Raw genomic sequence first — 25,086 nt, 5'->3', positions numbered from 1 at the left:
ATCCCACGGCCGAACACAAGATCATTTTCTTCACCACGCCAGTGTAGAAAGCGATCCAGGACGAATCCGCTCATATTGAGAGTCGGCCTCGGGGTGAGCCCCGGACTTCCCGATGTGGGTGTCATTCGCTCGCACCGACCGTGCGGCGGGTAGTGGTGGCCGCCCCACCAGGAGCTGTCACCCGTCCCGTTGATCATGCGGCGCGTCCCCTGGGAGGCGCCGTTGGACACCGGTACCGCGTGCACCTCACGCCTGGGGAGGCTTGACGCGCGACGACCTGCCCCATGAACAGGGTCTCGTCATCCTGTCAGGACTGTAGGGCGGTCGGCGGGCGGGGTACCGGGTCGGTCGGTTTGGAGGCGTTCCTTCGACATCGTCCACGCTTCCGCGGTCGCTTCGTTCATCGTGCTCGGGCATCGCCGGACGTCCGGCCTTGGCCCGGCGAAGGTGAGGGTCTCACTCCGCGCGTTACCTAGGTCGTGCGGCCGAGAGAGTACGGGACCTTTGGCCGAGCGGGGGCCATGGCGGAATTGATGGCCCTGCTGATGACTTGTCCACACGTAGCGTCTGGCGGCGGTACGGCCGGACGCTTGGGCTGTCGGGCGATGAAGGGATTCGGATAATGGCGTCTGCGCGCAGGCGGTGGATCGGGTTGGCTGTGCTGACGCTGCCCACGCTGCTCATCTCGATCGACATGACCGTGCTGCATCTGGCGATTCCGCAGCTCGGCGCCGACCTGGAACCGACCGCGAACCAGTTGCTCTGGATCCTCGACATCTACGGCTTCATGATCGCGGGCTTCCTGGTCAGCATGGGGGTGCTGGGGGACCGGATCGGGCGGCGCAAGGTGCTGCTGGTCGGGGCGGGGGCCTTCGGGGTCGCGTCCCTGGCGGCCGCGTACTCGACCAGCGCCGAGATGCTCATCGCGTCCCGTGCCCTGCTCGGTGTCGCGGGGGCGACGTTGATGCCGTCGACCATGTCGCTGATCCGGAACATGTTCCCCGACGACGCGGAACGCACCAAGGCGCTGGCCGTGTGGATGGGCGGTTTCATGGTGGGGTCCGCGATCGGGCCGTTGGTCGGTGGGCTGCTGCTGGAGTTCTTCTGGTGGGGGTCGGTCTTCCTGCTGGGCGTTCCGGTGATGGTGATCCTGCTGGTCGCCGGGCCGTTCCTGCTGCCCGAGTACCGCGCCCCGAAGGCCGGGCGGCTCGATCTGCTCAGCTCCGTCCTGTCGCTGGGCACGGTCCTGTCGCTCATCTACGGCGTCAAGCGCATCGCCACCCATGGCGTGGACGGGACGGTCGCGTTGGCCATCGTGCTCGGTCTGGCGCTCGGCATCGTGTTCGTGCGACGGCAGCAGCGGTCGACCGACCCGATGATCGACCTGCGGCTGTTCCGCTACCGCAACTTCAGCATCTCGCTCGCCTCGTTGATGGTGGGGCTCGTCGCGATGGGCGGCGTGCTGCTTTTCGTCAACCAGTTCCTGCAGCTCGTCCGGGGCCTGTCGCCCCTGGAGGCGGGGTTGTGGATGCTGCCGCAGGCCGTTTCGGTGCTCGTCAGCATGCAGTTCGCGCCGAGGATCACCGGCAGGTACCGTCCGGCGGTGGTGTTGGCGGGTTCCATGGGCGTCGTGGCCGTGGGCGTGCTGCTGATCAGCGTCGGCACGTTGGCGTGGGTCGTCATCGGGATGACCGTGATGGGCCTGGGCTTCGGCCCATGGATGCTCCTCGCGCTCGACCGGATCATCACCACGGCCCCGCCCGAGCGGGCGGGTGCGGCCTCGGCGATCTCGGAGACCGGGCAGGAGTTCGGGCTCGCCGCCGGGCTGGCGCTGCTCGGCAGCCTCGGTACGGCGATCTACCGGGGTAGGTTGGACTCCCTTCCGGACGGGCTCCCGCCCGCGGCCGAGAACGCGGCCCGCGAGAGCCTTGCCGGTGCCGTGGAGACCGCCGAAGGGCTCCCCGGACCGGTCGGCCCCGCGATGCTGGACGCCGCACGGGACGCCTTCACCACCGGCCTCCAGGTGACGACCCTCGTCAGCGCCGCCATCGTCGCCGCGGGAGCCGTCGTGATCGGTCTGCTGACCCGCCATGAGCAGGCCCCCACCCAGGAGTCCGTTGGTACGACCGAGATCGTCCAGGAGACTTCGGATGCCCTCTCCTGAGTGAGCCGGGGCGGCGATTGCGGAGACTGCTGTCGTCTGCCTGAGCCACGCGGGCGTTACCGTCCGGGCGCCGCTCTCGGACGCATTCCGCCTGCGACGTCCACCGGTCGACCAGCGTGGCGCTCTCTGGCGGAGGTCCGGCGGTCGGGCGGCACCTCCGCCACCGCTTCGTTGACTTGTGGCGGGACGGGGATTCGGCGTGTCGCGCACCCCCCGATTTGCCGGAAGTCGACGGGAGTTCGGGGGCGGTGCGGGCTGACATGCCGCGGGAACACTCAGGCGCGGTCGTTCGGCAGCCAGTCCTGGTCGAGGAGACCGGTGAGCCCCCGGAGGTCGCCGTCGACACCGGTGAACGCCACGCCGCCGAGACGGGACATCTCGGCGGCGTAGCTCCACCCGGCCGTCTGCAGGGCCGTGAGGAACTCGAGAGCGGGCGCCAGCCCGCGTCTGCGGACCCGTCCCGCCGGCAGCGCCCTGGGTAGCCCGTCGAGCCACGCCACCCGCGTCGGCACGTAGTCGACGGCCACCTCCAGGAACGTCCCCTTCCTGGTGAACGACAGTCCGATCGGCTGGCTCGGGTAGGACGTCGCCACGCGCTCGGAGTCCGCCAAGTCCGCCGCCATCGTGGCGAGGAAGGGCCACAGCCAGTTGACGTCATCCCATTCGGCCACGCCGACGATTTCCTGGCCGTCAATGGACATCCGTATCGCACCCTCGACATAGTCGGGGTCGCGGATCGGCGCGTCGTACTCCGCGATCCGCGTGAACACTCCGTCCCGGCCGCGCAGGTATGTCTCGATCTCGACTGTCATCAGTGGCAATCCTGTGATCGTCATTTGAGAATCGACCGATCCGGCCGCGAAAGACCTTGAGCGTGTGGTGCAAGGCGCCGACTCGCGCGCAGATCTGATCATACGCTGATAACGATCTTCCAGATCGCCTTACCGAGAACTCGCCGTTCTCAGGAGAATCCGCGTCCGGCTGGGTACGCGGCGCTGCCAGGCTCCCTTACGTGCCTTGCGCGGGGTTGCGTCGGGTGTGCGCGGGCCTTCGCGGCGGAGCGGTGCGCGCCGGCCGGGAACGCGATCATCGCCAGGTCGCGAGGGCCCCTGGTCGCATGCCGCTCGCTGCTGAATATGTCTGAGTGGCGTGTTCCGGCGGAGTTTGTCGCTATCGTCGGCGCTCAGCAGCCTGGTTGCGGGCGGTGGGACGTGGGAGGTCGAGTGCGCCAGACAGCCGTCGTGGGGGGTTCAGTGCGAGGACGGACGGGCCGATGATTCGCCTGCGTCAGCCCTTGGGGCTCCGGTGGTACGTCCTGCTCGGTGCCGTCCAGGTCATTGTTCTCGGCGCGGCCGTGGGTTACGCGGCCCGGCTTTCCGAGGATCCGGGCGCGAACCCCTCCCCGGCCGTGACCGGGGCGGGGCCCGGCGTCGGGGGTGCCGGGCGGATGACGGAGTCGGCGGCTCCGGTCGGGCCGAGGCGGAGCGGTACCGTCACACCGTCGCCCGCGGCGGCCGTCACGCCCAGGACGCCCTCTCCCACGCCGTCCAAGGTCACGTCGGCGCCGGCCACGTCCCGGCGTCCCACGCCGCGGCCGACTCCGTCCGTGACGCGGCCCGCGCCCGCCGCGTGGACGGCCGGTGTCAGCTACCGGCCCGGCGACAGGGTGGCCCACCGCGGCGTGTCGTACGTGTGCAGGCAGGGGCATATCGCGCAGTCCGACTGGCAGCCCCAGGTCACTCCCAACCTGTGGAGCCCCGCCTGAATCGGTGGCCGAACACGGGTCGGTGCCATTGTTCGTCGAGGAGAAAGAGTCCGGGTGACACGTTTCATGGGAGTGTGCGACTATTGTCGGCGCTCAGTCACCGGTGCCGCTGCGATACCCCGAGCGGCTGGAACGGGAGGTCGTGTGCGCCGGAGTCCCGTCGTGGGTGCGGGCGGTCCTGGCGGGGCCGGCTGATGGCCCACGCGCGTCCTCCTTCCAGAACGCCCCACCGTCGTCGGCACGTGGTGCTCGGCGCCGTCGTCGCGGTCGTGCTCGTCGTCGTGGTGGGTTACGCGGCCCTCGGTGACGCGGTCGGGCCGTCCGATGATCCGGGGCCGTCTCCCGCTCCGGCGATGACCGGCGCGGGTCCGGCGGTCAAGTCGGGAGCGCCGGGCCCGCAGCGGTCGGACGCGGTCGGTGTGGGACGGAACAGCTCCGCGACGCCGTCCCCGACGACGAGTACGACCGGCCCGGCCACGCCGACGCCGTCGACCACCCGGCCCACCCCGCCGCGCACCACCGCGCCGCCACGGACGGAGGAGACGCCGTCGAGGCCGGCGAGGCGGCCCGGGGTTCCGGCGTGGTCGGCCGGTGTCAGCTACCGTCCCGGCGACACGGTGACGCACAACGGCGCGTACTACGTCTGCAGGCAGGGGCACACCGCGCAGAACGACTGGCAGCCCCAGGACACCCCCACGCTCTGGAACGCGGCGTGAGCCGGAGACGCGCTACCGCTCCTCCGACGCCCGCTCTCCGGGCAGCTCCACCTTCGTGATCTCGAAGAAGTCGTTGGGACGGCCCGCGTAGTGGTCGGTGATCCGGGACTCCACGTGAATGTCGTCCCAGGCCGCGGCCGGTTCGAGGCCGACGCATTCGTGCGGGTCGGCGGGTCGGATGTCGAAACCGGTCCGGTGGTCGACGAGCCAGCAGTGTTCCGGGGTGATCGAGTCCTGCCGGAAGTACACCGGGTCGTCGGGCAGGTCGTCCGGGTGGACCTTGCCGAGGACCCTTCCCCAGCGGCCCTTGGCGTAGGCGGCGTTCGCGACCCAGGCGATGAACAGCGGTGGTCCGGAGAAGACATAGCGCGGGCGGCGTCCCTCCCGGCGCACCTCGGCGAGGGCGTCCTCGGCGTAGAAGGCCGTGCTGCTCTTGCGCATGAACACCGCGTAGGCGACGTCGCCCGATTCGGTGACGACCTTCAGAACTCCGCCGGGTGTGAACCGGACCGCCATGCGCACACTCCCTCATCCGGGACGGCATGATCATGGCACACGGGTGTCGCGCCGTTCCAAGCTGGGTGGGCCTCGGGAAGGGCGGTCCGGCGGCGTCGCTCCGTGCCGAGGAAGCGGTACACGATGAAGGCGATGGTCGCGGCGGCCGACGTCCACACGATGACCCGCCCGATGGTCGAGAGGACCTCGTTCCTTCCGGGAGGCTGCACGGCCATCTGCAGGGCGGCGCCGACCGGGACGGTCACCCTCGCGAGCAGACCGACCGGACCGGGCCGGGGGATGCACGCGCCCACGGCGCCCAGGGGAAATCCGAAGACGACGGCGGCGGGCAGCCACACCGGGTCGACCACCTCCCAGGAGAACACGGATCGGTCGTCATGGACGGTCTCCACGACGGCGTAGGCCTCCGTCGCCGCCGCCAGGGCCAGCGCACCGGCGACGGCGCCCCGAAGCAGTGCGTCCGGGCCGGGTGCGGCGTTTCCGGCGCGGACGGTCAGCCATCCGATGAGGACCGCCGACCCCGCCCACGCCCAGCCGACGTCCAGCAGCAGGCTGACGATCTCGGCGACCGACCAGCCCTCGGTCGTGGCGGTCCGGCTCTCAAGATCGACTGTGCTCAGGGCGAGGGCGTTGGCCAGGGCGGTCAGCGCACCGAAACCCGCTCCGGCCGCCAGCGCGCCCGCGAGCGTTCGCAGCGGGCGGCTCGGGGGCCGCTCGTTCGGCCCGGTGTCGATCATGCCTTTCTTTGTACCTTACGGAGATCGTTTTCAGTGTTTCATCCGCACGCGGGCCGGTTCCGGCTAGAGGCGGCTTGGCAAGAGTGACTCTTCCGGTAGGTCTGGTTTCGGTACCTTGAGTGGATGGGTGATGGCACGTTCCTTTTCAGGGAATTCCTCCGCTGTCCATTACAGGTCGGCGCGGTCCTGCCGAGCTCGCCGTCCCTGGCGGCGGTGGCGGCCCGGACCGTGCCGGAACACGGGGACCCGGTCGTGGTCGAACTGGGACCCGGGACGGGGCCGATCACCAAGGCCGTCCAGGAGCGGCTGGGGGAGCGCGGGCGGCATGTCGCGGTGGAGGTCAACCCGCGGCTGGCCGAGTCGCTGGAGCGGCGCTGGCCCCGGGTGACGGTGGTGCACGGGAACGCGGTGCGGCTGCCGGAGATCCTCACCCGCAGGGGCCTGACCGCCGACGCCGTCATCAGCTCGCTGCCGTGGGCGTCGTTCGGCGGTGAGCTCCAGGACAAATTGCTGGCCGCCACCCTGAACGCGTTGGGAGACGACGGCGTGTTCTCCGCGTTCGCCTACATCCACGCGCGGCTGATGCCGTCCGCCGTGCGGTTCCGGCGGCGGCTCGACGCGTCGTTCAGCGAGGTCGAGGTCAGCCCGGTCGTCTGGCGGAACGCTCCGCCCGCCGTCGTCTACTTCTGCCGCCGCCCGAGACATGGAGGTCGCTGAACGGGTGACGGGAGGCGGCGTCCACCGTCAGGGCGTCCGCGACCTCGCGTCGCTCTTAGGGCTCGCAGCTTCGGTCACCGGCCTTTTCGCTCTCTACCGGCCGTTGAACAGCGGACCGGCACGGTTGAACCTGAAGACCCCGCTGGACGACTGGATCCCGCTGGTCGCTCCGTTCGTCGTCCCCTACGTGTCGGTGATGCTCCTGGTGCCGCTGACGTTGGCCGTGCTGCTCACCGTGAACGCTCGCCTCGCCAAATCCGCGCTGATGGCGACCGTGCTCACCCTGCTCGTCGCGTACGCCTTCTACAGCCTCGCCCAGACGCACGTACCGCGCCCGCTCATCGACGGGGACGACGTGTTCGCGCGGTTGCTCCGCACCGTTTACCGCAACGACGAGCCGTACAACTGTTTCCCGAGTCTGCACACCGCGTTGTCGGTCATCATGGCCGTGCACTGGGTGCGACTCAGCCCCCGGATCGGGCGTTGCGTCGCGGCCTGGTGCGGCCTGATCATGTTCTCGACGCTTTTCGTCCATCAGCACTACGTGGCCGACATGGCGGGTGGAGCGGCGGTCGCGGCGTTCTCCTGTTGGGCGGGACTGCGTCTGAGCCGCGAGTGACCTAAAGTGGCCAACCCCGGTGCGACCACGGGGCCACCACGGCAGTCTGAACGCATGTAGCGAACACGCACCGTGAGGGACTGGTGGCGGAAACGTGAGAAGGCCCTCCTTCCTCGGCAGTGGCCTCATGGCAGTTCTGGTGATCCTGGCGATCGTCGTGCTCCCGCTCTTCCACGAAGCGGGCGGCGGCCTGCTCCCCGAGGAGTTCATCAGACGGCACCAGCTCGGATTCTGGACGGTGTTCGGCCTGATCAGCCTGCTGGCGATCGTGCTGTACTGGCTGGAACGGCTGGAGCGGCGCCGCGCCCGCACCGAGCATCCGCCGCCCGGCGACGACCCGCTCGACCGCGCCGTCGGTCAACTGTCCAGAACCGTCGACGAGTACTGGCGCCGGGAGGCCGCCCGGCGCGGCATCGGCGACCACGACCGGCATCTGCCGCTGCGCTGGAGCGTCCGGGCACCCGAGGGAACGCCCGAACCCTTATCGCACACGGGCACGCTCACCGAGGCGATCGTCGCGACGTACCTCGCCTCGACCGGACGGATGGTGATCCTCGGCGAGCCGGGAAGCGGCAAGTCCGCCCTCGCGATGATGCTGACCCGGGGGCTGGTGCGGGCCGAGGACACCGAGGCGCCCGTGCCCGTCCTGCTGTCGGTGTCCGGCTGGGACCCCGCCGAGGAGGAATTGGATACCTGGGTCGCCGGACGGATCGCCGACGACCACTCGTACCTGCGCTCCACCGACGTCTACGGCAGGGGCGCCCCGGCCGGCCTGCTGGCCCAGCGGAAGGTCATTCCGGTGCTGGACGGTCTCGACGAACTCCCGCGCGGCCTGCGGTCCCTCGCGATCCGCCGCATCGGCGGCTCGTCCTTCGACGCCTTCGTCCTGACCTGCCGGTCCGCCGACTACGCCGACGCCTCGCGCAGCGGCGGCGCGCTGGTCCGCAACGCCACCGAGGTGCGGCTGGAGCCGCTGCGGCCCGACGACGTCACCCTCGCCCTCTTCCGCGACTACGAGGCCGGGCAGCGCTCCCGCTGGGGGCCGGTCCTCGAACGGCTGCACTCGGGCACCGACACCGCGTTGACCGCCGCGTTCAGCACACCACTGATCGTCTCGATCGCCCGCGACATCTACCAGGACCCGCGCAACGATCCGAAGGAGCTCCTCGACCGGCGCCGGTTTCCCACGTCCGAGGCGATCCGGGCGCACGTCCTGCGGTCGCTGGTCCCGACCGTCTTCCCCGTCGACCTGTCACGGGAGGCGCTGCGCGAGCCCGACGCGTGGGACGGTCACCACGCCGAGCGCTGGCTGCGGTACCTGGCGCGCAGCCTGGAGGAGCGGCAGATCGGCGACATCCGCTGGTGGGAGCTGCCGTTGCTGGCGCGCCGCACCGAACGGATCCTCGCGGCGGCGGTGGGCGCGTTGATCGCCGGGGTTCCCGTCGGCCTCGGGTTCGGCGCGCTGACGAAGCCGATGTGGGGCCTGGTCGCCGGGCTGGTCGCCGCGGCGCTCCTCGGCGCCTGCAGCGCCGGCACGCTCCCCCCGCCGTCCGAACTGCACTTCGGCCTGCGCAAGAGCTGGGCGCCGGGGCTGAGCGGCACCCTGACCGCGGCGGGCGGCGGCGTCGTGGGCTGGGCCCTCGAGGGCAGCACGAGCTTCGGCGCCGTCGTCGCGCTGGGGCTCGGCATGCCGATCGGCATCGGCTACGGCCTGGCACAGCCGGACGCGACCGTCCGCCCCACCAGCCCGCGCCGGCTGCTGCGGCAGGACCAACAGGTCGCCATCGTCTTCGGTCTGCTCTACGCGGTCACGACCGGCATCGTGGCCGGCATCAGCATCGGGCCGCTGTTCGCCGTCGCGTTCGGCGTCGGATGCGGGCTCGCCGGAGGGCTGCTGTACGGGCCGATCTGGTTACTGGCGTTCCAGACCCAGAACGTCGGCGTCATCGCCTGGGTGCACTATGTGCTGATCCGCGTGCTCCTCGTTCCCCGGGGCCACCTGCCACGCCGGACGATGGCGTTTCTGGAGGCCGCCCACCAGCGCGGTGTGCTCCGGCAGGTCGGCACCATCTACCAGTTCCGGCACGCCGACCTCCAGGCGAGCATCGCCGCCGGCGGCGTCAACGGCTCGGCCCCCGGCTGACCCGCCCGGCCTCGACGGTGCCGGGAGCGCGGGTGGCGATGCCGTCCAGAAGCAGGTCGAGCTTGCGGCGAACCACAGGAGGGGCGGGTCGTCGCCGCGCTGCTCGGCGTGCTCGCCGCCGCCGTTCTGATCCGCTCCCGCGACCTGCGCGACGACGCGCCCGCCCGCGCCCCCGTCGCCGATCCGCGGGCCGAGCCGACCTGAGCGCGTTGACCGGTGACCCACGGCCACTTCCGGACGTCCTGGACGAGTTCGCTGGTCCGGCCCGTTCGATCGCGGTTCGATCGAGACCTTCCTGGTCTGCCGGAGCGGGGCCGCGCGGAGGACGTCTAGGATGAGGCGGCGACGACATCGCCGGAACCTTGGGGCGACGGCGCATGGGACCGCGCACCTGGCTGATCGCCGTCGACACCGTTGGAGGACGGGCGCGCGTGTACGCATACCGGCCGATGCCCGGGGGGACGGCCGTCACGGAACCCGAGCGCGCCGACGGTCCGCTCCGCCGCTTAGCCTCCGGCCCGACGGGCGGTGCCTGACATGCCGGACAACGCCGTGCCGGTGCTGGAGCTCCGCGGGGTGGGCAAGACGTTCGGTGGCGCCCGCGCCCTGACCGACGTCGACTTCACCCTGGCGGCCGGTGAGGTCCACGCCGTCGTCGGGTTGAACGGCGCGGGCAAGTCCACCCTCGTCGAGACGATGTGCGGCGCCCTCGTGCCCGACGGCGGCACCGTCCACATCGACGGTCGCCACACCGCGCTGACGCCCCGTCGCGCGCACGCGGCCGGGGTGCGCATCGTGCACCAGAGACGCTCCCTGGTCCCCGGGCTGACCATCGCCGAGAACCTCCTCCTCGGCCGCCTCCCCACCCGCTTCGGCGTGGTCGACTGGCGGCGCGCGCACCGGACGGCGGCGGACGCCCTCGCCGACCTCGGCATCGAGATCGCCACCGACCGGACCGCCGCCGGCCTCGCCCCGGCCGAGCGGACCCTGGTCGAGATCGCCCGCGAGGCGCATCTCGGCGGGCGCGTCCTCGTCCTCGACGAGCCGACCGCGTCACTGGGCGCCGCCGACGCCGCCCGCGTCCACCGGCTGGTACGCGCCCTGCGCTCCCGCGGCACCGGCGTCGTCTACATCTCGCACGACCTGGACGAGATCCTCGGCCTGGCCGACCGGATCACGGTGCTCCGTGACGGCCGCCGGATCGTCACCGTGGCCGCCGCGGACGTCGACCTGCCCGCCCTGGTCAGGGCCATGGTCGGCGACCGCCTCACACACGAGGCCGACACCCGCGACCCCCGGCCCGACCCCACCCGGACCCACGATGCCCAGGATTCCGATGTCGGGGGTTCTGGGGGGCGGGCGCGGATGGCCGGTGAACCGGTGTTGGAACTCAGGGGGCTCAGCGCGGGGCGCCTGCGCGGGTTCGATCTGAAGGTGCACTCCGGGGAGATCACCGCGGTGCTCGGGCCCATCGGTGACGGTCAGTCCGAGCTGTTCCCGTTGCTCAGTGGGCTGCGGCGCGCGGGGGCCGGGCAGATTCGGGTGGACGGCCGGGACGTGCCGTCCGGTGATGTCGGCGCGGCGCTGGCCGCGGGGCTGCGCTGTGTCACCGGTGACCGGCTCGCCCACGGACTCGTCCCGGGGTTGACCGTCGACGAGAACCTCGACCTGGTCCGCCGTGGGCTGCGCCGCCCCTGGCTGGTGCGGTGGCGCCGGATGCGCGAGCGCGGGCGGGCCGCCCGGGACCGGTACGGCGTCACCGCCGTGCACGCGAACCCGCCCGTCGCCGCCCTGTCCGGCGGCAACCAGCAGAAGACGCTGCTCGCCGCGTGGCTCGGCACCGACATGACCGCGTGCCTGCTGGAGGAGCCGACGGGCGGCGTCGACGTCGCGGCGAAGGCCGACATCCACCGGATCGTCGGCGGGTTGGCCGCGTCGGGCGCCGCGGTGCTGCTCGCGTCCGGTGACGTCGACGAGGTCGTCGGGCTCGCCGACCGGGTCGTGGTCGTCCGGGCGGGCCGGACGGTCGCGGACCGGCCCATCGACCAGGTGACCCGCGACGAGCTGGTCGCGCTGACGGCCGGAGGACGGGCGACATGAGCATCACCACTCTCCGCGGCCGCGTCGGCGTGACCCTCCCGGCCGGGCTGACCCGGCATCTGGGGCTGCTGACGGTGCTGCTGGTCATCGGCGCGGTCACGGCCGTGAACAGTCCCGCGTTCCTCACCGGGACGAACCTGCTCAACGTCTCGCAGCAGGTCGCCGTCACCGCCGTGCTGGCCGCGGGTCTCACCCTGCTCATGACCGCGGGCGGCATCGACTTCTCGCTCGGCTCCATCGCGGCCGTGACCAGCGGTGTGGTCGCCCAGCTCATCTCCTCGGGCGTGGACGGGTGGACGGCGGCGCTCGCGGGCGTCGCGGTCGGCGCGGCGATCGGCCTGGTGAACGGGTCCGTCGTGACGTTCTTCCGCGTCGCGCCGTTCGTCGCGACGCTCGCGACGTCCACCGTCCTCGGCGGGGTGGCACTGCTGATCATCGACGGGCAGAGCGTCTCCATCGGCGACCACCTGGAGGTGCTCGGGTTCGGCGAGGTGCTCGGCGCGGTCCCCGCGCTGGTCGTGCTCGCCTCGCTCGTCTGCCTGGCCGCCGGGCTGATCATGCGTTGGACGGCGTTCGGCCGCAACGCCTTCGCCATCGGCGGCAACGAGAACGCGGCACGGCTCGCGGGCATCCCGGTGGCACGCACCAAACTGCTCCTCTACACGCTGAGCGGCCTGCTCGCCGGGCTCGGCGGCGTCATGCTCGTGTCCCGGCTCGGCGCGGCGAGCCCCGGCACGGGCGGGCTGCAACTGGAGCTGACCGTGGTCGCCGCGGTCGTGATCGGCGGCACCGCGCTGCACGGCGGGAGCGGCACCGTCGTCGGGACCGTGCTCGGCGTGATCCTGCTCGGCGTCGTCGCCAACGCCCTCAACCTCCTCCAGGTGGACGCGCACTACCAGGACGTCGCGGTCGGCGGCGTCCTGCTGGTCGCGGCCATCACCAACCATCTCCGCGGCCGCGACCGTGGGACGACCAGGTGACAAGCCCCCCGGAAGGGACTGAAAGGATCGTTATGGCCGACACTTCACGCAGGTGCCTCCGTTCGGTGGCATCGGGCCTCGCGCTCGCCGTCTCCCTCGGTCTCGCCGTCGGATGCTCGGTGGACGAGGGCGGGAAGGAGGCCGCCGCCGTCCCGTCCGACAAGAAGATCACGGTCGGCTTCGTCAACGGCAACAGCATCCAGTTCCACACGTGCCTGCAGAAGGCGCTGCTGGCGCGGGCGGCGAAGCGGGACGTCGAGGTCCTGACCGCGAACTCGGCCGCGGACCCGAACAAGGAGCTGTCCAACATCGACGACATGATCGCCAAGAAGGTCGATGTGATCGTCGTGCAGACCGTGAACGTCGACTCCCTGCGCGGCGGCGTCGCCCGCGCCAACCGGGCCGGTATCCCGATCTTCCTCACCGGGGTCGCCTCCGGAGTCGACCAGTCGAAGATCCTCGGCGCGGTCGTCGCCGACGTGACGCAGGTCGGAAGTTCGCTCGGCGGCTGGGTGGCCAAGGACACCGGCGGCGGGCCCGCCAAGATCGCGATCATCGGGGGCGCTCCCGGCGGCGCCGCCGAACTCATGACCGCCGCGTTCAAGAAGAGCATGGGCCCCGGGGCGAAGATCGTGTTCGAACAGCCGGCCTTCTGGCAGCGGTCCAAGGCGCAGGACGTGGCGGAGAACCTCCTCCAGGCCGAACCGGACGTCGAGTACGTCCTCGTCCACAACGAGGACATGGCCTTCGGTGTCGAGGCGGCGTTCCGCGCCGCCGGCCGCACGCGCGTCAAGATCCTCACCAACGGCGGCACGGCCGAGGGCGTCGAGGCGGTCCGGACCGGCCGGTTCGCCGTCACGGTCAGCAACACGCCGAAGGACATCGGGGAGATGGCCGTGGAGAGCGTCGTCGGGCTGCTCCGGAAGGACGCGTCGGCCAAGAAGATCGACAGCGTGCCCCAGGTGGTCGTCACCCGGGAGAACACGAGCGCGGCACGGCCCTACTGCGTCCGGTGACCGTCCGGCGGCGCGGGCCGGCGGCCGGGGAGGGCTCGCCGATCCCGCCGCACGCGACGGACGAGGTCGGAGGCCGCCTCCGGCCATTCGGGGTGGTCGAAGGCGAATCCTGATTCCAGGAGGCGGCCCGGGACGACGCGGCGGCTCTTCAGCAGGAGCTCGGTGTCCGAGCGCAGCGCGAGCGCCCCGAGTTCGGCCATCCAACTCGTCGCGGGCAGGCCCACGGGAACGCCCCACGCGGCGCGCAGCGCCCGCATGAACGCGCGCTGCGAAAGCGGGTTGGGGGCGGCGACGTTCACCGGGCCCGTGATGTCGTCGCGGTCGATCAGGAACTCGACGGCGCGGACGAGATCGCGGTCGTGGATCCAGGACACGTACTGCGCGCCGCCCGCGACCGGGCCGCCGAGGCCGAGACGCGCCAGGCGCAGCAGGACGTCGAAGACGCCGCCACGGTCGGGGCTCATCACCATGGCGGAGCGCAGCGCGACCTTGCGGGTGGACGGCGTCGCGGCGCGTTCCTGCTCCCGCTCCCACGCCTTGGCGATCTCGACGCTGTAGGCCCAGTAGCGGGGGACGCCGGTCTCCGCGCCGCCGATCACGCCGGTCGCCTCGTCGTTGGGCGCGTCGAAGCGGTGGGCGTAGATGGTGGCGGTGCTCATCTGAAGCCAGATCCGGGGCGGCCGCGCGGCGGCGGCGACGGCCTCGCCGACGACCCGGGTGGAGCGGACGCGCGAGTCCATCATGGCCGTCAGGGTGGCCGGTGTGTAGCGGCAGCCGACGCTGCGACCGGCCAGGTTGATCACGACGTCGGCGCCGTCGATCGCCTCGGCCCATGGGCCCGGGGTCTCCCCGTCCCAGCCGATGTCGCCCTCGCGTGACGGTCTTCGGGTCAGGATCACGACGTCGTGGCCGGCTGCGGTCAGGGCCCGGCGCAGGATCGTGCCGACCTGCCCGGTGCCCCCGGGAATCACCATCTTCATCGGCTGCCCCTCGATGTGGGACACCGAGCCTAGCGCAGTTCCTGAACGCGTTCAAAAGCGAGGGAGGGTGATCACCTCGGGCCGCTTCTCAGGGGGCGGGGGTGGCGAGCCGGACCGCGATCGCGTCCTCGACGTCCTTCGGGGCGCGCCCGGCGTAGCCGTTGAAGACGCTGGAGAAGACCAGCGTGCGGCCGTCGGGGCGGGTGACGTACCCGGACAGGGCGGTGACGCCGGTCAGCGTGCCGGTCTTGGCGTGGACGTTGCCCGCCGCCGCGGTGCCGACCATCCGTTTCGCGAGCGTCCCGCCGACGAGCCGGTCGGGTCGTCCGGCGACCGGCAGGGCCGCGTACCAGGCCGGGAACCACGCCTGCCGCCGCGCGTTGCCCAGCAGGACGCCGAGCTGCGCGGCCGTCGTGCGGTTGGACCGGGCGAGGCCGGAGCCGTCCGTCATGGTCACCCGCGCGGGGTCCACACCGAGCCGTCGCAGGTAGGCGGTGACGGCGGGCAGTCCGGCCCGCCAGGTGCCGCGGCCGTGGACCTTCCGACCGACCGCCTTGACGAGGGTCTCGGCGATGACGTTGTTGCTCAGCTTCATGAACGGCGCGGCGAGCCGGGACAGCGGCATCGACGTCCGTGCCGCGACCGTCGTGGCGTCCGCGGGCGTCCGGCCGCGTTCGATGGTCCCCGCCACGCGGACGCCGTGGGCCCGCAGCGCCCGGCGGAACACGTCGGCGGCGTACAGCGCGGGGTCCTCCACCGTCCGCAGGAACTCCTTGGCGGGCGCGCCCGCCGGATGCGAGCCGCTGATCACGATCGTGTCGGAGCCGTTGGCCCGCTGCACCGTGATCGTGGACCGCGACCCGGCCGGGCCCGTCGTGGCCCTGTTGTCGACCTTCACCACGCCGGTGGCCGGGGTCAGGGCGACCCCGACCGGTTCGCCCGCCCCGGCGGCGGTCACCGAGACACCGACCGAGCCCGCGTCGAAGTCGGCGTTGGGGGAGACGGTGAGCGCGGAGATCCGCCCCGCGTAGGCGTACTGGAGGTCCTCCGGATCCCAGTCGCGCCGGACGCGCTCGCCGCCGAACCAGGTGTCGTCGGCGACGAGGTCGCCCTCGATCGTGGTGATCCCCCTGGCCGCGACGGCCCCGGCGAGCCGGTCGTAGTCGGCGGCCCGCATGGTGGTGTCGCCGGTGCCCGTGAGGTAGAGGTTCCCGCCCTTGACGCTCACCGTCGTCCGGAACCGGTATCCGGCGCCGAGGACGCCGAACGCCGACGCGGACGTGTACAGCTTGTTGTTCGACGCGGGCACGACCGGCGTGTCGCCGCCCCGGTCGTACAGGACCCCGCCGGACGCGGCGTCGCGGACGACGACGCCCACGGTCGCGCCGCCGAGGCGCGCGTCCCGCAGGACGGCGTCCAGGTCCCCGGCCAGACCGCCGCCGTCCGGAGGTGTTCGGGCGAGGGCGGCGCGGGCGGGGACGGCGCCGCCGGCGACCAGTCCCGCGCCCAGCAGGAGGGCCGCCACGACCCGTCGGATGACCATGACGCGGGAGCCTAGGCGGGGCCCCCTTCCTGAACGCGCGTTCGACGCGCAGACTTTACAGAAGGAGGGCAGGCACATGGACGACGGAGAAAGGACGCAACGACCGCACGTCCTGTTCGGTTTCGACGGGACGGCGGAGAACGAGGCCGCGATGCGCTGGGCCGTGGGGGAGGCCCGGTGCCGTGGGCTCGACCTGGTGATGCTGCACTGCTGGCACTGGCCCTACGCGAGCGGCCACGTGGACCGCGACGCCGAGACGATCATGAAGCGGGCGGGGGAGAACCTGCTGGAGCGGGGCGTCCACCGGGCCCGGGAGCTGGGGGCGCCGGGCGCGGTGCACGGCCGCCTGACGCGCGGACCCGCGGCGCAGGCCCTGCTGCGCGCGTCCGCGACGGCGGAGCTGGTCGTGATCGGCGCGCACGAGCGGCTGGACGCGGGCGCGACGGCCCTGGAGCTTCCGGCGCGGGCCACCCGGCCGGTGATCGTCGTCCGGGACGTCGACGGGCGGGCCCGGCCGCGGGGCCCGGTCGTGGCGGGCGTCGACGGGACGGCGCGCAGCGACGCGGTGCTCGGCTTCGCCTTCGAGGCGGCGGCGCTGCGCGGCTGGGACCTGCAGGTCGTGTACGGATGCTGGGAGCCCGGCGCCGTGATCGACTCCGAGCTGGCGCTGTTCAACGACCGGGAACTGCTGGAGAAGACCCGCGCCGCCGAGTTGGAGGAGGCCGTCGGGCCGTGGCGGGATCGCCATCCGACGGTCGACATGACGGTGTCGCTGCTGCTGGAGCGCCCCTGCGAGGCGCTGCGGGACGCGGTGGAGCACGCCGGCCTGCTGGTGCTCGGCGACCGCGGAACCGGCTGGGACCCGCTCGGCGCGACCAGCACGGGGATGCTTCGCAGCGCACCGTGCCCCGTCGCGATCGTCCCGGGAGGCGGGGCCGGGTGACGGCCGCCCGCCGCTAGGGCTTGCGGAGGATGCCGCCGTACTCGTTCAGGTCGCGTCCGAGCCTCGACCCGTCCGCGTACGCCGCGAGTTCGGCGGGGATGGGCGCGAGCGGCGGCTGGTCCGGGTCGGGGCGCCAGTCGCCGACGTCGACCAGCCCCGGCTCGACGGGCTCCAACCCGGCCGGGAGGAGCGCGTCGACCTCGGCGCGGTCGCGGGTCTGCCAGCGCAGGCCCGCGGCCGTCGAGCGGGAGTCCATGTCGGTGGCGCGCTCGCGGTCGGAGCAGACGATCTGCGTGAACGCGAGGTGGCTGCCGGGGACCGCGCGCTCGATGACGGTGCGCAGCACGCCGCGCGGGTCGTCGGCGTCGATCAGGTGATGGCCGACGGACAGGAACAGCACGGCGAGCGGCTCGTCGAAGTCGATGAGACGTTCCACGTCCGGGTGCGCGAGGAGGGCCTCCTGGTCGCGCATGTCGGCGGTGATCACGACGGTGGAGCCGTCACCGGCCAGCAGCGCCCGGGCGTGCACGAGCACGATCGGGTCGATGTCGACGTAGACGACGCGGGCGTCGGGCACGAACCGCCGCGCGACCTGGTGGACGTTGTCGTCGGTCGGCAGCCCGCACCCCATGTCGAGGAACTGCCGGATGCCGGCCTCCCGCGCGAGGTACCGGACGGCCCGGTACAGGAACAGCCGGTTCTGCCGGGCGACGTCGATCATCTCGGGGAACTCCGGCAGGTTCTTCAGCATGAACCGCCGGTCGACCTCGTAGTTGTCCTTGCTGCCGAGAGCCCACCCGTAGATGCGGGCGGGTGTCGGCACGTCGTAGGGGATATCGACAGGGACGTCCTCGTTTGCGGCCACAGCACCTCAGGCTAGCGCCTATGCCGCGTTCCACCCGGCCGAAGCCGTCAAACGAAAACGATCATGGTTTGCCGACCAGCGCGGCGGTGGCGTCCAAGGCCGGCCCGACCGACAGCCCCGGATCGAGGATCAGCTGGAGCATCAGACCGTCCAGCAACGCGATGACCAGCATGGCGGTGCCCTCGCGGCGCTCGGCGGGCCACTCCGGGCACAGCTCCGCCAGCCGTCCGGCGACCCGGCCGCGCACGGCGCGTGTCCAGTCCCGGCGCTCGGCGCCCATCCGCGGATCGCGCAGCGCCCGGACCAGCAGCTCCGCCGCCAGCCTCAGCCGGCGCTCCCCGGCCACCATGTCCGGGACGAGATCGTGCAGCGCCCGCACGGCGGTCGGGGTGTCGGGCGCGGCGAGCAGCGCCTCCACCACCGGATCGACGATCATCTCGCCGGCGCGCTGCGCCACCGCCACATGCAGCCCCGGCAGCCCGTTGAAGTAGTGGTGCAGCAGTCCCGGCCTGATGCGGGCCCGGTCGGCGACGGCCCGCGCCGTGATCGCCGACCAGCCGCCCTCGGCGAGCAGATCGAGGCCGATCCGCACCAGCTGGTCGCGGCGCGCCCGCCCGCGAGGAGTCGACGCGCTGCGCACGCCGGACGGATCCTCGTCGGTCATGCCGCCAAGCTATCCCAACGGTTGCACCGTGCAAAGATCACCCACGGGGAGTTCGGACGGTCGCGCCCGCGACCGTTCCCGCCGTGTGCGAGGATGATCCCCCGAGAAGACAGCGCCTTCCCGGTGCACGGCGCACCGGTCCCGCCCGGAGGCCTGAGGTGAGTTACGACGCCGCACCCGACGCCGCTCTCGACCCTGCGCTGGACAGGGTGTCCGGCCCGCCCATGTCGATCGACATGACGATCGAGCGGGGCTGCATCGTGGTCCGGCTCGGCGGACATCTCGTCGTCGACAACGTTCCCCGGCTCAACCGCTGGATGGACCGCATCGGCAGGCTGGAGGGCCGCGTGCTGGTCGCGATGGACCTGCACGGCGTCGTGGGCTGCGACTCCGCGGGCGTCAACGCGCTCGTCGGCGGCGCGGGCCGCATCCGGCAGGCCGGCGGTTTCCTCATAGCCGCGCATTACCCCGACGCGTGCGAGGCGTTCGCCGGACGCGCCGACCTGGAGACCCGCGCCACCGTCGACGACGCCATCGCCGAACTGCGCGCCCTGCGTTCCTAGCGCGTTCGGCATTCCCGGCGCGCCCGGTGCGCCCGGCCCGGTGCGGGCCGGGCCGGGCCGGGGGCACCGGGCCGGGCCGTCACGAGTCGCGTTCGCGTTCGGCGACGAGCTGCAACGCCACGTCGATGATCATGTCCTCCTGGCCGCCGACGTATCCGGCCTCGCCGACCCGCTGCAGGATCTCGTGCGCCGGGACGCCGTAGCGTTCGGCGGCCCGCTCCGCGTGCAGCAGGAAGCTGGAGTACACGCCCGCGTACCCCTGCGTGATCGCGCCGCGGTCGGCGTGCGGCAGCCGGTGCAGGAACGGCTTGACCACCTCGTCGGCGGCGGCCAGCACCCCCTGCACGTCCACGCCGGTCGGGACCCCGAGCCGCTCGAACGTCGGAACGAGCACCTCGGTCGGCGAGTTGCCCGCGCCCGCCCCGAGCGCGCACAGCGCCCCGTCGATCTGCAGGGCCCCGTTCTGCTGCGCGAGGACGGAGTTGGCGACGCCGAGCGACAGGTTCTGGTGGCCGTGGAAACCGACCTGCGCCTCGTGCCCGATCTCCCTCACCAGCGCGCCGACCCGCTCCTGCGCCTCGCCGAGGACGAGCGCCCCCGCCGAGTCGACGACGTAGACGCACTGCGCGCCGCGGTCCACCATGATCCGCGCCTGCCGCGCCAGCTCGTCCGGGCCGACGCGGTGCGACAGCATCAGGAACCCGACGGTCTCCATGCCGAGGTCGCGGGCGGCGGCGAAATGCTGGAGCGACACGTCCGCCTCGGTGCAGTGCGTCGCGATCCGCGCGACGGACGCCCCGGCGTCATGCGCCAGCTTCAGGTCCTCGACCGTGCCGAGGCCCGGCAGCAGCAGCACGGCGATCTTCGCTCGGGTGGCCTCGTCCACGGCGGCGGCGACGAGCTTGACGTCGTCCTCCAGCGAGAACCCGTAGTTGAACGACGAGCCGCCGAGCCCGTCGCCGTGCGTGACCTCGATGACCTCCACCCCGGCGGAGTCCAGCGCGTGCACGACCCCGCGGACCTGCTCCTCGGTGAAGCGGTGCGCCATCGCGTGGCTGCCGTCCCGCAGCGTGGAGTCGGTGATCCGGATCTTCTGGTTCTCGCTCATGAGGTGACCTTCCTGCGCGCGAGCCGCTCACCGACGCGGGCGGCGGCCGCGGTCATGATGTCGAGGTTCCCCGCCCACGGCGGCAGGTGGTCGCCGTTGCCGCGGACCTCCAGGAACACGGCGACGCGCGCCATCCCGTTCCAGATGTCGCGGGGCCCGTCGAACTGCGGCTCGGCCCGCAACGTGTAACCGGGCACGTAGTTCCGCACCTCGGCGACCATCTTCTCGATCGACTCGGTGATCGCCTTCGTGTCGGCGTCCTCCGGGATCGCGCAGAACACCGTGTCCCGCATGATCATCGGCGGGGTGACCGGGTTCAGGATGATGATCGCCTTGCCGCGTCCCGCGCCGCCGACCTTCTCGATCGCGCGGGCCGTGGTCTGCGTGAACTCGTCGATGTTGGCGCGGGTGCCGGGCCCGGCGGAACGGGACGCGATCGACGCGACGATCTCCGCGTACGGGACCGGGACGATCGACGACACCGCGTGCACGATCGGGATCGTCGCCTGCCCCCCGCACGTGATCATGTTGAGGTTGGGGGCGTCCGACAGCGCGTCCAGGTTCACCGGCGGGCACACCAGCGGGCCCGTCGCGGCGGGCGTCAGGTCGATCGCGGTGATCCCGGCCTCGGCGTAGCGCGGCGCGTTCGCCAGGTGCGCCTTCGCGGACGTCGCCTCGAACACCAGGTCGGGGAGCGTCGGCTGGGACAGCAGCCAGTCCACGCCCTCCGCCGACGCCTGGACGCCGAGCCCGCGCGCCCGTTCCAGGCCGTCGGACTCCGGAACCACGCCCACCATCGAATGGACGTCGATCAGATCGCTGCGCATCAGCTTCACCAGTAGGTCGGTACCGATGTTGCCCGGCCCGACGATCGCGGCGGTCAGCCCGCTCATGCCCGTTCCTCCTTCCCGAATCTCGCGGTGACGGTGCCGATCCCGGCGAACGTCGCGGACAGCGTCTCCCCGGGGGTGACGGGGACGGCCGCGGTGACCGAGCCGGGCAGCACCACATGCCCCGCCTCCAGCGTCACGCCGCGCTCGCCGAGGACGTTCGCCAGCCAGACCAGGGCGTTGATCGGCGAGCCGAGCACGGCCCCGCCCGCGCCGGTGTCGATCAGGTCGCCGTCGCGGCGCAGCAGGCAGCCCATCAGCGACAGGTCGAGCCCGTCCAGCCGCACCGGCCGGGTGCCGAGCACGACGCCGCCGCTGGAGGCGTTGTCCGCGATCGTGTCCGGCAGGGTGATCCTCCAGTCGGCGACGCGGGAGTCGATGACCTCCAGCGCCGGCAGCACGTACTCGACGGCGGCGACCGCGTCGGCGGCCGTCGCGCCCGGCCCGGCCAGCGGACGGCCCAGCACGAACGCGATCTCCGGTTCGATCCGCGGCTGGAGGAACCGTCCGGTGTCGATCGGGGCGCTGTCCTGGAAGAACATCGAGTCCAGCAGCACGCCGAAGTCCGGCTGGTCCACGCCCATCTGGCGCTGCATCGCGGCCGAGGTCAGCCCCACCTTGTGGCCTTTGATCCGCGCGCCCGCGGCGGTCCACGACTCGACCTGCGCGAGCTGGACCGCGTACGCGTCGGCCACCGACATGTCCGGATGGTCGGTCGTCAGCGGCGGGATGGGAGTGCGGGTCGCGTACGCGCCGAGCAGCGCGGCCGCGGCCTTCTCCACGGAACCCGGATCCATGGGGCGTCCTCTCGTAGGTGGCACTGGCGAGCCTCGCCCGTCCGGGCGGACGCGGGCAACGCGAGCGTCCCGCGAGGTGGGACACTGCCCTTATGACGACGTTCCTTGACCGGGTCGTCGCCGTACTGACCGCGTTCCGCGCGGACGACGACGGCCTCGGCGCCGCCGAGCTCGCCCGCCGCAGCGGCCTGCCGAAGTCGACCGCGCACCGGATCGCGCTCGACCTGGTGGACGCCGGGCTGCTGGAACGGCGGGGCGCTCGGGTGCGGCTCGGCCTGAGACTGTTCGAGATCGGGCAGCGGGTGCCGCGCCAGCGGGTGCTGCGGGACGCCGCCGTCCCGTACATGTCCGACCTGCGGGAGGCGACCCGGCAGACCGTGCATCTGGCGGTGCTGGAGGGCCGCGAGGTCGTCTACGTGGAGATCCTCGGCTCGTCGGGCGGGCCGCGGTTGCCGTCGCAGGTCGGCGGGCGGCTGCCCGCGCACGTGACCGGGGTCGGCAAGGCGATCCTGGCGTTCTCGCCGCCGGAGGTGGTGAAGTCCGTCCTGGGGGCCGACCTCGTCAAGACCAGCGAGCGGAGCGTCACCGCGCCGGGGCTGCTGGCGAAGGAGCTGGAGCGGATCCGGGACGAGGGCGTCGCCTACGACCGGGAGGAGTCGGGGAGGGGCATCGTGTGCGCGGCCAGCCCCGTCCTCGGCCCGGACGGTCTGGCGATCGGCGCGCTGTCGGTGTCGGGCTGGTCCACGAAGCTGCGGCCGTCCGTGGTCGCCCCGGCGGTGCACACCGCCGCGCTCACCCTGTCCCGCACGCTGGGCGCCGACTGACGGAACATCGAACGCGTGAGCAGGGCGGATGCCGTGACCGGCATCCGCCCTGCTTACGTGCTGGCCTTAGTGGCTCAACGTGCGTTGGCCTTGGGGTGGTCCTGGCTCAGCGCGTAGGTCTTGCCTCCGAAGGTGAGGGTGAAGTTGGACGGTGTCGCGATGGGGAGCTGGTAGCTCAGCGCGACGGTGGCGGAGGCGCCGTTGGCGATGCTCGACCAGCTCGGCACCGTGAGGGTCGCTTTATGGAAGTCGCCCTTCAGACCGCCGGTGTTGTTGCCCGTGTGCCCTGCCTGGACCTGGAGGGTCCAGCCGGTCTGCTGGGTCATGGTGGCGGGTGCGGAGGTGCCGTAGTCGAACTTGAAGACGGCGCCGCCCGGGATGGTCTGCCCGGAGTTGTTGGTGATCTTCATCTTCGGCGTGATCGGGTAGTTCCGGTCGCCGACGGGGAAGTCGACCAGCTCCACCTTGACGTCGAGGCGGTCGGCGGGCACGGGCTTGTCGGACTTGAGGTTCCCGTACGGGCTCGCGTTCTTGAGCTTGTCGTGGATCGTGTTGATCAGGGTCTTGCCCATGAAGTACTCGCCCTTGCCGTCGTTGCGGGACGGGTCCCAGGCGTAGTCGCCGGCGAGCTCCCAGATCATGATCCCGCCGATGCCCTTGTCGGCGACCCACTGGGCCTTGGCGGCGAGCGACTCCTCGTCCTCGGTGGACAGGAACACGCCCTCCTGGCTGTTCCACAGCCACGGCGCCTTCATGACGCTGCTGTACTGGCGGGTGTAGGTGCCGACGAGCCGGTCGTCGGGGTCGCTGGCCGGGTCGAGGCCGTAGGCGCCGATGTAGCTGCCGGAGATTCCCTTTTCGAGGTTCTTGGCGTGCCACATCGGGTTGCTGCCCGACGCCATTTCCTTGCCGTTCTCGTCAAGGTCGTGCCAGAGGTTGTCGATGCCGATGCCCCCGTCGCCGCACGGCGTCGTGGAACCGACGTCACCCGCGGTGCCCTTGGGGCACTTCTTCTGGTCGGGGAGCGCGGATTTGCCCCACAACCCGTTCGTGCCGCCCTTCACCTTCTGCCAGCCACGGGTGTAGAAGGGCACGCCGATGTTGATCCGGCCCGCCTGCATCGCGCCGCGGAAGTAGTGGTAGGCCCAGTCGGTATTCAGGTATCCGATGCCGTAGGTGCTGTAGACGCTGCCTTCCTGGAGTTCGTTGTCCTTGCCGTCGTCGAACAGGGCGGCGTTGGGACCGACGAAGTGGTTCCAGGTTCCGTGCAGGTCGTAGGTCATCATGTTGGCGTAGTCCAGGTACGGGACGACCTGGTAGCTGTCGTGCCCGCGCAGAATCCAACCGGAGGCCGACACGGCCGCGGTCAGCATGTAGTACTTGCCGTCGGCGGCGCTCGCCGCGTCGAGCTTCTCGCGCAGCGTCTTCATGAGCGCCACGTACCCGGCCATCAGCTTGGCGCGCCGCGGGTTGGAGAACGTGAAGTCGTCGGGGTGCCCGGCGTACTGCATCGAGGTGGCGTACTCGTAGTCGATGTCGGCGCCGTTGAAACCGTACTTGCGCAGGAACTCGACGACGGAGTCGGCGAAGGTGTTGATGCTCGCCTGGCTGTCGGTCATCTTGTAGAAACCGCCGGAGGCGACGCGCTTACCGTTGTCGTCGATGTAGCCGCCGGACTCCGCCCAGCCGCCGATGGAGATCAGCGTCTTGACGTTCGGGTGCTGCTTCTTGAACTTGTTGAGCAGGTTGAAGTGGCCCTTGTACGGGAACGCGGAGTCCATTTCCGCGCCCTTCACGTCCGGCCATTCCATTCCGGTCGCCGGGTTGGTGGGCTTGTCGCCGCCGACCGAGACCTTGTTCTGGTCGTTGACGTGCGCGAAGGCGTAGTTGATGTGGGTGACCTTGTCCCACGGGATGTCGCTGGCGAGGTAGCGCGGGGTGTTGTTCGCACCGGTCCGCCAGCTGGTGAAGTATCCGATGGCGCGACGCGGGTGGTCGGCGCCCATCTTCTCTCGACCCGCCTCGTCGTAGATCTCGCAGTACGGCGGCGTCACGCCGGGCGACTGGTACAGCCCGTCGGGGCGACAGTCCGCGTGGGCCGAGGCGGAACTCGGCGTCGAACTGGCGGAGGGCGGTACGGCGACGGCGAGGCCGAGCGTCAGCAGGAGCGCGGCACATCCGGTGAGGATCGCCCGGAGTGGGGAGCGGCTTGCGGCCACGGCAATCCTGTCCCTTCAATTATTAGGAAACTATACTAATTATTTGGACCATAACCGCACTTCAAGCCCATAGGCAAGCATTGAAATTTAACGCCGTCTTACAGAATGAACCGCCCCAGCCAGGGGGCCAGACCAGTGAAAGGACATTGTGAAGGAACGCTCCGCGCTCGAACGATCACGGATGGACACGGGGATCGTGGGACACGTGGGCCCGAAC

General features: G+C 71.5%; 24 protein-coding genes. 12 read left to right on the top strand and 12 right to left on the bottom strand.

All coding sequences use genetic code 11. The features are described 5' to 3' along the window. Positions 1-622: 622 nt before the first annotated feature. Positions 623-2,164: an MFS transporter gene (locus D0T12_RS18295; protein WP_117400800.1), complete on the top strand. Its 1,542-nt coding sequence runs from the start codon at positions 623-625 to the stop codon at positions 2,162-2,164. Positions 2,165-2,439: 275 nt separating this feature from the next. On the opposite strand, the gene D0T12_RS18290 is transcribed toward D0T12_RS18295, so the two are convergent. Continuing rightward, entirely contained in the window at positions 2,440-2,976 is a 537-nt protein-coding gene (locus tag D0T12_RS18290; RefSeq protein ID WP_117400799.1) for a hypothetical protein, read from the bottom strand. Between the two features lie 547 nt (positions 2,977-3,523). Next, positions 3,524-3,751: a hypothetical protein gene (locus D0T12_RS35400; RefSeq protein WP_158581531.1), complete on the bottom strand. Its 228-nt coding sequence runs from the start codon at positions 3,749-3,751 to the stop codon at positions 3,524-3,526. 19 nt (positions 3,752-3,770) lie between these two features. Here D0T12_RS35400 and D0T12_RS35395 point away from each other — a divergent pair, with 19 nt between their 5' ends. After that, positions 3,771-3,929, top strand: a complete 159-nt coding sequence (locus tag D0T12_RS35395; protein ID WP_158581530.1) for a carbohydrate-binding protein — start codon at positions 3,771-3,773, stop codon at positions 3,927-3,929. A gap of 242 nt (positions 3,930-4,171) precedes the next feature. After that, positions 4,172-4,645 (top strand): carbohydrate-binding protein, encoded by a 474-nt coding sequence (locus D0T12_RS35390; RefSeq protein ID WP_158581529.1) that lies wholly within the window; start codon positions 4,172-4,174, stop codon positions 4,643-4,645. 12 nt (positions 4,646-4,657) lie between these two features. On the opposite strand, the gene D0T12_RS18270 is transcribed toward D0T12_RS35390, so the two are convergent. Both D0T12_RS18270 and D0T12_RS18265 read right to left on the bottom strand, forming a co-directional pair. Then, entirely contained in the window at positions 4,658-5,161 is a 504-nt protein-coding gene (locus tag D0T12_RS18270; protein ID WP_117400797.1) for a hypothetical protein, read from the bottom strand. After that, positions 5,128-5,898 carry a hypothetical protein gene (locus D0T12_RS18265; RefSeq protein ID WP_199487524.1) on the bottom strand — a complete coding sequence of 257 codons (771 nt, stop codon included), beginning with the start codon at positions 5,896-5,898 and terminating at the stop codon, positions 5,128-5,130. The genes D0T12_RS18270 and D0T12_RS18265 overlap by 34 nt, the downstream gene beginning before the upstream one ends. 123 nt (positions 5,899-6,021) lie before the next feature. Between D0T12_RS18265 and D0T12_RS18260 the strand changes: the two genes are divergently transcribed. From D0T12_RS18260 to D0T12_RS18235, 6 genes are all read left to right on the top strand, one after another. Further along, positions 6,022-6,615 carry a class I SAM-dependent methyltransferase gene (locus tag D0T12_RS18260; RefSeq protein WP_117400796.1) on the top strand — a complete coding sequence of 198 codons (594 nt, stop codon included), beginning with the start codon at positions 6,022-6,024 and terminating at the stop codon, positions 6,613-6,615. 124 nt (positions 6,616-6,739) lie between these two features. After that, positions 6,740-7,234: a phosphatase PAP2 family protein gene (locus D0T12_RS18255; protein ID WP_158581528.1), complete on the top strand. Its 495-nt coding sequence runs from the start codon at positions 6,740-6,742 to the stop codon at positions 7,232-7,234. A gap of 127 nt (positions 7,235-7,361) precedes the next feature. Continuing rightward, positions 7,362-9,377: a hypothetical protein gene (locus D0T12_RS18250; protein WP_117400794.1), complete on the top strand. Its 2,016-nt coding sequence runs from the start codon at positions 7,362-7,364 to the stop codon at positions 9,375-9,377. Between the two features lie 537 nt (positions 9,378-9,914). Beyond that, positions 9,915-11,477 carry a sugar ABC transporter ATP-binding protein gene (locus D0T12_RS18245; protein ID WP_117400793.1) on the top strand — a complete coding sequence of 521 codons (1,563 nt, stop codon included), beginning with the start codon at positions 9,915-9,917 and terminating at the stop codon, positions 11,475-11,477. After that, positions 11,474-12,457, top strand: coding sequence for an ABC transporter permease (locus D0T12_RS18240; protein WP_117400792.1), 984 nt, complete (start codon positions 11,474-11,476; stop codon positions 12,455-12,457). The genes D0T12_RS18245 and D0T12_RS18240 overlap by 4 nt, the downstream gene beginning before the upstream one ends. A 65-nt stretch (positions 12,458-12,522) precedes the next feature. Next, positions 12,523-13,473 (top strand): sugar ABC transporter substrate-binding protein, encoded by a 951-nt coding sequence (locus tag D0T12_RS18235; RefSeq protein WP_158581527.1) that lies wholly within the window; start codon positions 12,523-12,525, stop codon positions 13,471-13,473. Here D0T12_RS18235 and D0T12_RS18230 read toward each other — a convergent pair. Then, complete coding sequence (locus tag D0T12_RS18230; protein ID WP_117401100.1) at positions 13,458-14,453, bottom strand: TIGR01777 family oxidoreductase; 996 nt, start codon at positions 14,451-14,453, stop codon at positions 13,458-13,460. The genes D0T12_RS18235 and D0T12_RS18230 overlap by 16 nt on opposite strands. A gap of 88 nt (positions 14,454-14,541) precedes the next feature. Continuing rightward, complete coding sequence (gene dacB, locus D0T12_RS18225) at positions 14,542-15,996, bottom strand: D-alanyl-D-alanine carboxypeptidase/D-alanyl-D-alanine endopeptidase (RefSeq protein WP_158581526.1); 1,455 nt, start codon at positions 15,994-15,996, stop codon at positions 14,542-14,544. Between the two features lie 76 nt (positions 15,997-16,072). Between dacB and D0T12_RS18220 the strand changes: the two genes are divergently transcribed. After that, the gene (locus D0T12_RS18220; protein WP_117400789.1) at positions 16,073-16,939 is read left to right on the top strand and encodes a universal stress protein; all 867 of its coding nucleotides are present in this window, start codon (positions 16,073-16,075) and stop codon (positions 16,937-16,939) included. A 13-nt stretch (positions 16,940-16,952) separates the two neighbouring features. Here the strand turns inward: D0T12_RS18220 and D0T12_RS18215 are convergent, their stop codons facing one another. Continuing rightward, the gene (locus tag D0T12_RS18215) at positions 16,953-17,804 is read right to left on the bottom strand and encodes an SAM-dependent methyltransferase (RefSeq protein ID WP_117400788.1); all 852 of its coding nucleotides are present in this window, start codon (positions 17,802-17,804) and stop codon (positions 16,953-16,955) included. Positions 17,805-17,865: 61 nt separating this feature from the next. Next, entirely contained in the window at positions 17,866-18,468 is a 603-nt protein-coding gene (locus tag D0T12_RS18210) for a TetR/AcrR family transcriptional regulator (RefSeq protein ID WP_117400787.1), read from the bottom strand. A gap of 158 nt (positions 18,469-18,626) precedes the next feature. On the opposite strand from D0T12_RS18210, the gene D0T12_RS18205 reads away from it, so the two are divergent. Next, complete coding sequence (locus D0T12_RS18205; protein ID WP_117400786.1) at positions 18,627-19,031, top strand: STAS domain-containing protein; 405 nt, start codon at positions 18,627-18,629, stop codon at positions 19,029-19,031. Between the two features lie 79 nt (positions 19,032-19,110). Here D0T12_RS18205 and dmpG read toward each other — a convergent pair whose 3' ends face one another. From dmpG to D0T12_RS18190, 3 genes are read right to left on the bottom strand one after another with little or no spacing between them, the layout of a single operon-like run. Further along, on the bottom strand, positions 19,111-20,139 hold the full coding sequence (dmpG, locus tag D0T12_RS18200) for a 4-hydroxy-2-oxovalerate aldolase (protein WP_117400785.1): 1,029 nt from the start codon (positions 20,137-20,139) through the stop codon (positions 19,111-19,113). Continuing rightward, on the bottom strand, positions 20,136-21,032 hold the full coding sequence (locus tag D0T12_RS18195; RefSeq protein WP_117400784.1) for an acetaldehyde dehydrogenase (acetylating): 897 nt from the start codon (positions 21,030-21,032) through the stop codon (positions 20,136-20,138). The genes dmpG and D0T12_RS18195 overlap by 4 nt, the downstream gene beginning before the upstream one ends. Beyond that, a complete protein-coding gene (locus D0T12_RS18190) occupies positions 21,029-21,826 on the bottom strand; it encodes a 2-keto-4-pentenoate hydratase (RefSeq protein ID WP_117400783.1) in 798 nt (265 codons plus the stop codon). Before D0T12_RS18190 ends, D0T12_RS18195 begins: the two co-directional genes overlap by 4 nt. A gap of 92 nt (positions 21,827-21,918) precedes the next feature. On the opposite strand from D0T12_RS18190, the gene D0T12_RS18185 reads away from it, so the two are divergent. Continuing rightward, positions 21,919-22,650 carry an IclR family transcriptional regulator gene (locus D0T12_RS18185; RefSeq protein WP_117400782.1) on the top strand — a complete coding sequence of 244 codons (732 nt, stop codon included), beginning with the start codon at positions 21,919-21,921 and terminating at the stop codon, positions 22,648-22,650. A 74-nt stretch (positions 22,651-22,724) separates the two neighbouring features. On the opposite strand, the gene D0T12_RS18180 is transcribed toward D0T12_RS18185, so the two are convergent. Then, a complete protein-coding gene (locus D0T12_RS18180; protein WP_233526149.1) occupies positions 22,725-24,869 on the bottom strand; it encodes a chitinase C-terminal domain-containing protein in 2,145 nt (714 codons plus the stop codon). Positions 24,870-25,086: the final 217 nt, after the last annotated feature.

It is taken from the genome of Actinomadura spongiicola, from assembly GCF_003432485.1.
Lineage (GTDB): Bacteria > Actinomycetota > Actinomycetes > Streptosporangiales > Streptosporangiaceae > Spirillospora > Spirillospora spongiicola.
The sequence above is the reverse complement of the archived record's forward strand: the minus strand, read 5'-3'. Positions and strand labels throughout refer to the sequence as shown.

Bases quoted from the DNA above. Each gene is read 5' to 3' on its own strand.
- D0T12_RS18295 (WP_117400800.1), top strand. From the start codon at position 623: ATGGCGTCTGCGCGCAGGCGGTGGATCGGGTTGGCTGTGCTGACGCTG.
- D0T12_RS18290 (WP_117400799.1), bottom strand. From the start codon at position 2,976: ATGACAGTCGAGATCGAGACATACCTGCGCGGCCGGGACGGAGTGTTC.
- D0T12_RS18270 (WP_117400797.1), bottom strand. From the start codon at position 5,161: ATGGCGGTCCGGTTCACACCCGGCGGAGTTCTGAAGGTCGTCACCGAA.
- D0T12_RS18265 (WP_199487524.1), bottom strand. From the start codon at position 5,898: ATGATCGACACCGGGCCGAACGAGCGGCCCCCGAGCCGCCCGCTGCGA.
- D0T12_RS18260 (WP_117400796.1), top strand. From the start codon at position 6,022: ATGGGTGATGGCACGTTCCTTTTCAGGGAATTCCTCCGCTGTCCATTA.
- D0T12_RS18250 (WP_117400794.1), top strand. From the start codon at position 7,362: ATGGCAGTTCTGGTGATCCTGGCGATCGTCGTGCTCCCGCTCTTCCAC.
- D0T12_RS18245 (WP_117400793.1), top strand. From the start codon at position 9,915: ATGCCGGACAACGCCGTGCCGGTGCTGGAGCTCCGCGGGGTGGGCAAG.
- D0T12_RS18240 (WP_117400792.1), top strand. From the start codon at position 11,474: ATGAGCATCACCACTCTCCGCGGCCGCGTCGGCGTGACCCTCCCGGCC.
- D0T12_RS18230 (WP_117401100.1), bottom strand. From the start codon at position 14,453: ATGAAGATGGTGATTCCCGGGGGCACCGGGCAGGTCGGCACGATCCTG.
- dacB (WP_158581526.1), bottom strand. From the start codon at position 15,996: ATGGTCATCCGACGGGTCGTGGCGGCCCTCCTGCTGGGCGCGGGACTG.
- D0T12_RS18220 (WP_117400789.1), top strand. From the start codon at position 16,073: ATGGACGACGGAGAAAGGACGCAACGACCGCACGTCCTGTTCGGTTTC.
- D0T12_RS18210 (WP_117400787.1), bottom strand. From the start codon at position 18,468: ATGACCGACGAGGATCCGTCCGGCGTGCGCAGCGCGTCGACTCCTCGC.
- dmpG (WP_117400785.1), bottom strand. From the start codon at position 20,139: ATGAGCGAGAACCAGAAGATCCGGATCACCGACTCCACGCTGCGGGAC.
- D0T12_RS18195 (WP_117400784.1), bottom strand. From the start codon at position 21,032: ATGAGCGGGCTGACCGCCGCGATCGTCGGGCCGGGCAACATCGGTACC.
- D0T12_RS18190 (WP_117400783.1), bottom strand. From the start codon at position 21,826: ATGGATCCGGGTTCCGTGGAGAAGGCCGCGGCCGCGCTGCTCGGCGCG.
- D0T12_RS18185 (WP_117400782.1), top strand. From the start codon at position 21,919: ATGACGACGTTCCTTGACCGGGTCGTCGCCGTACTGACCGCGTTCCGC.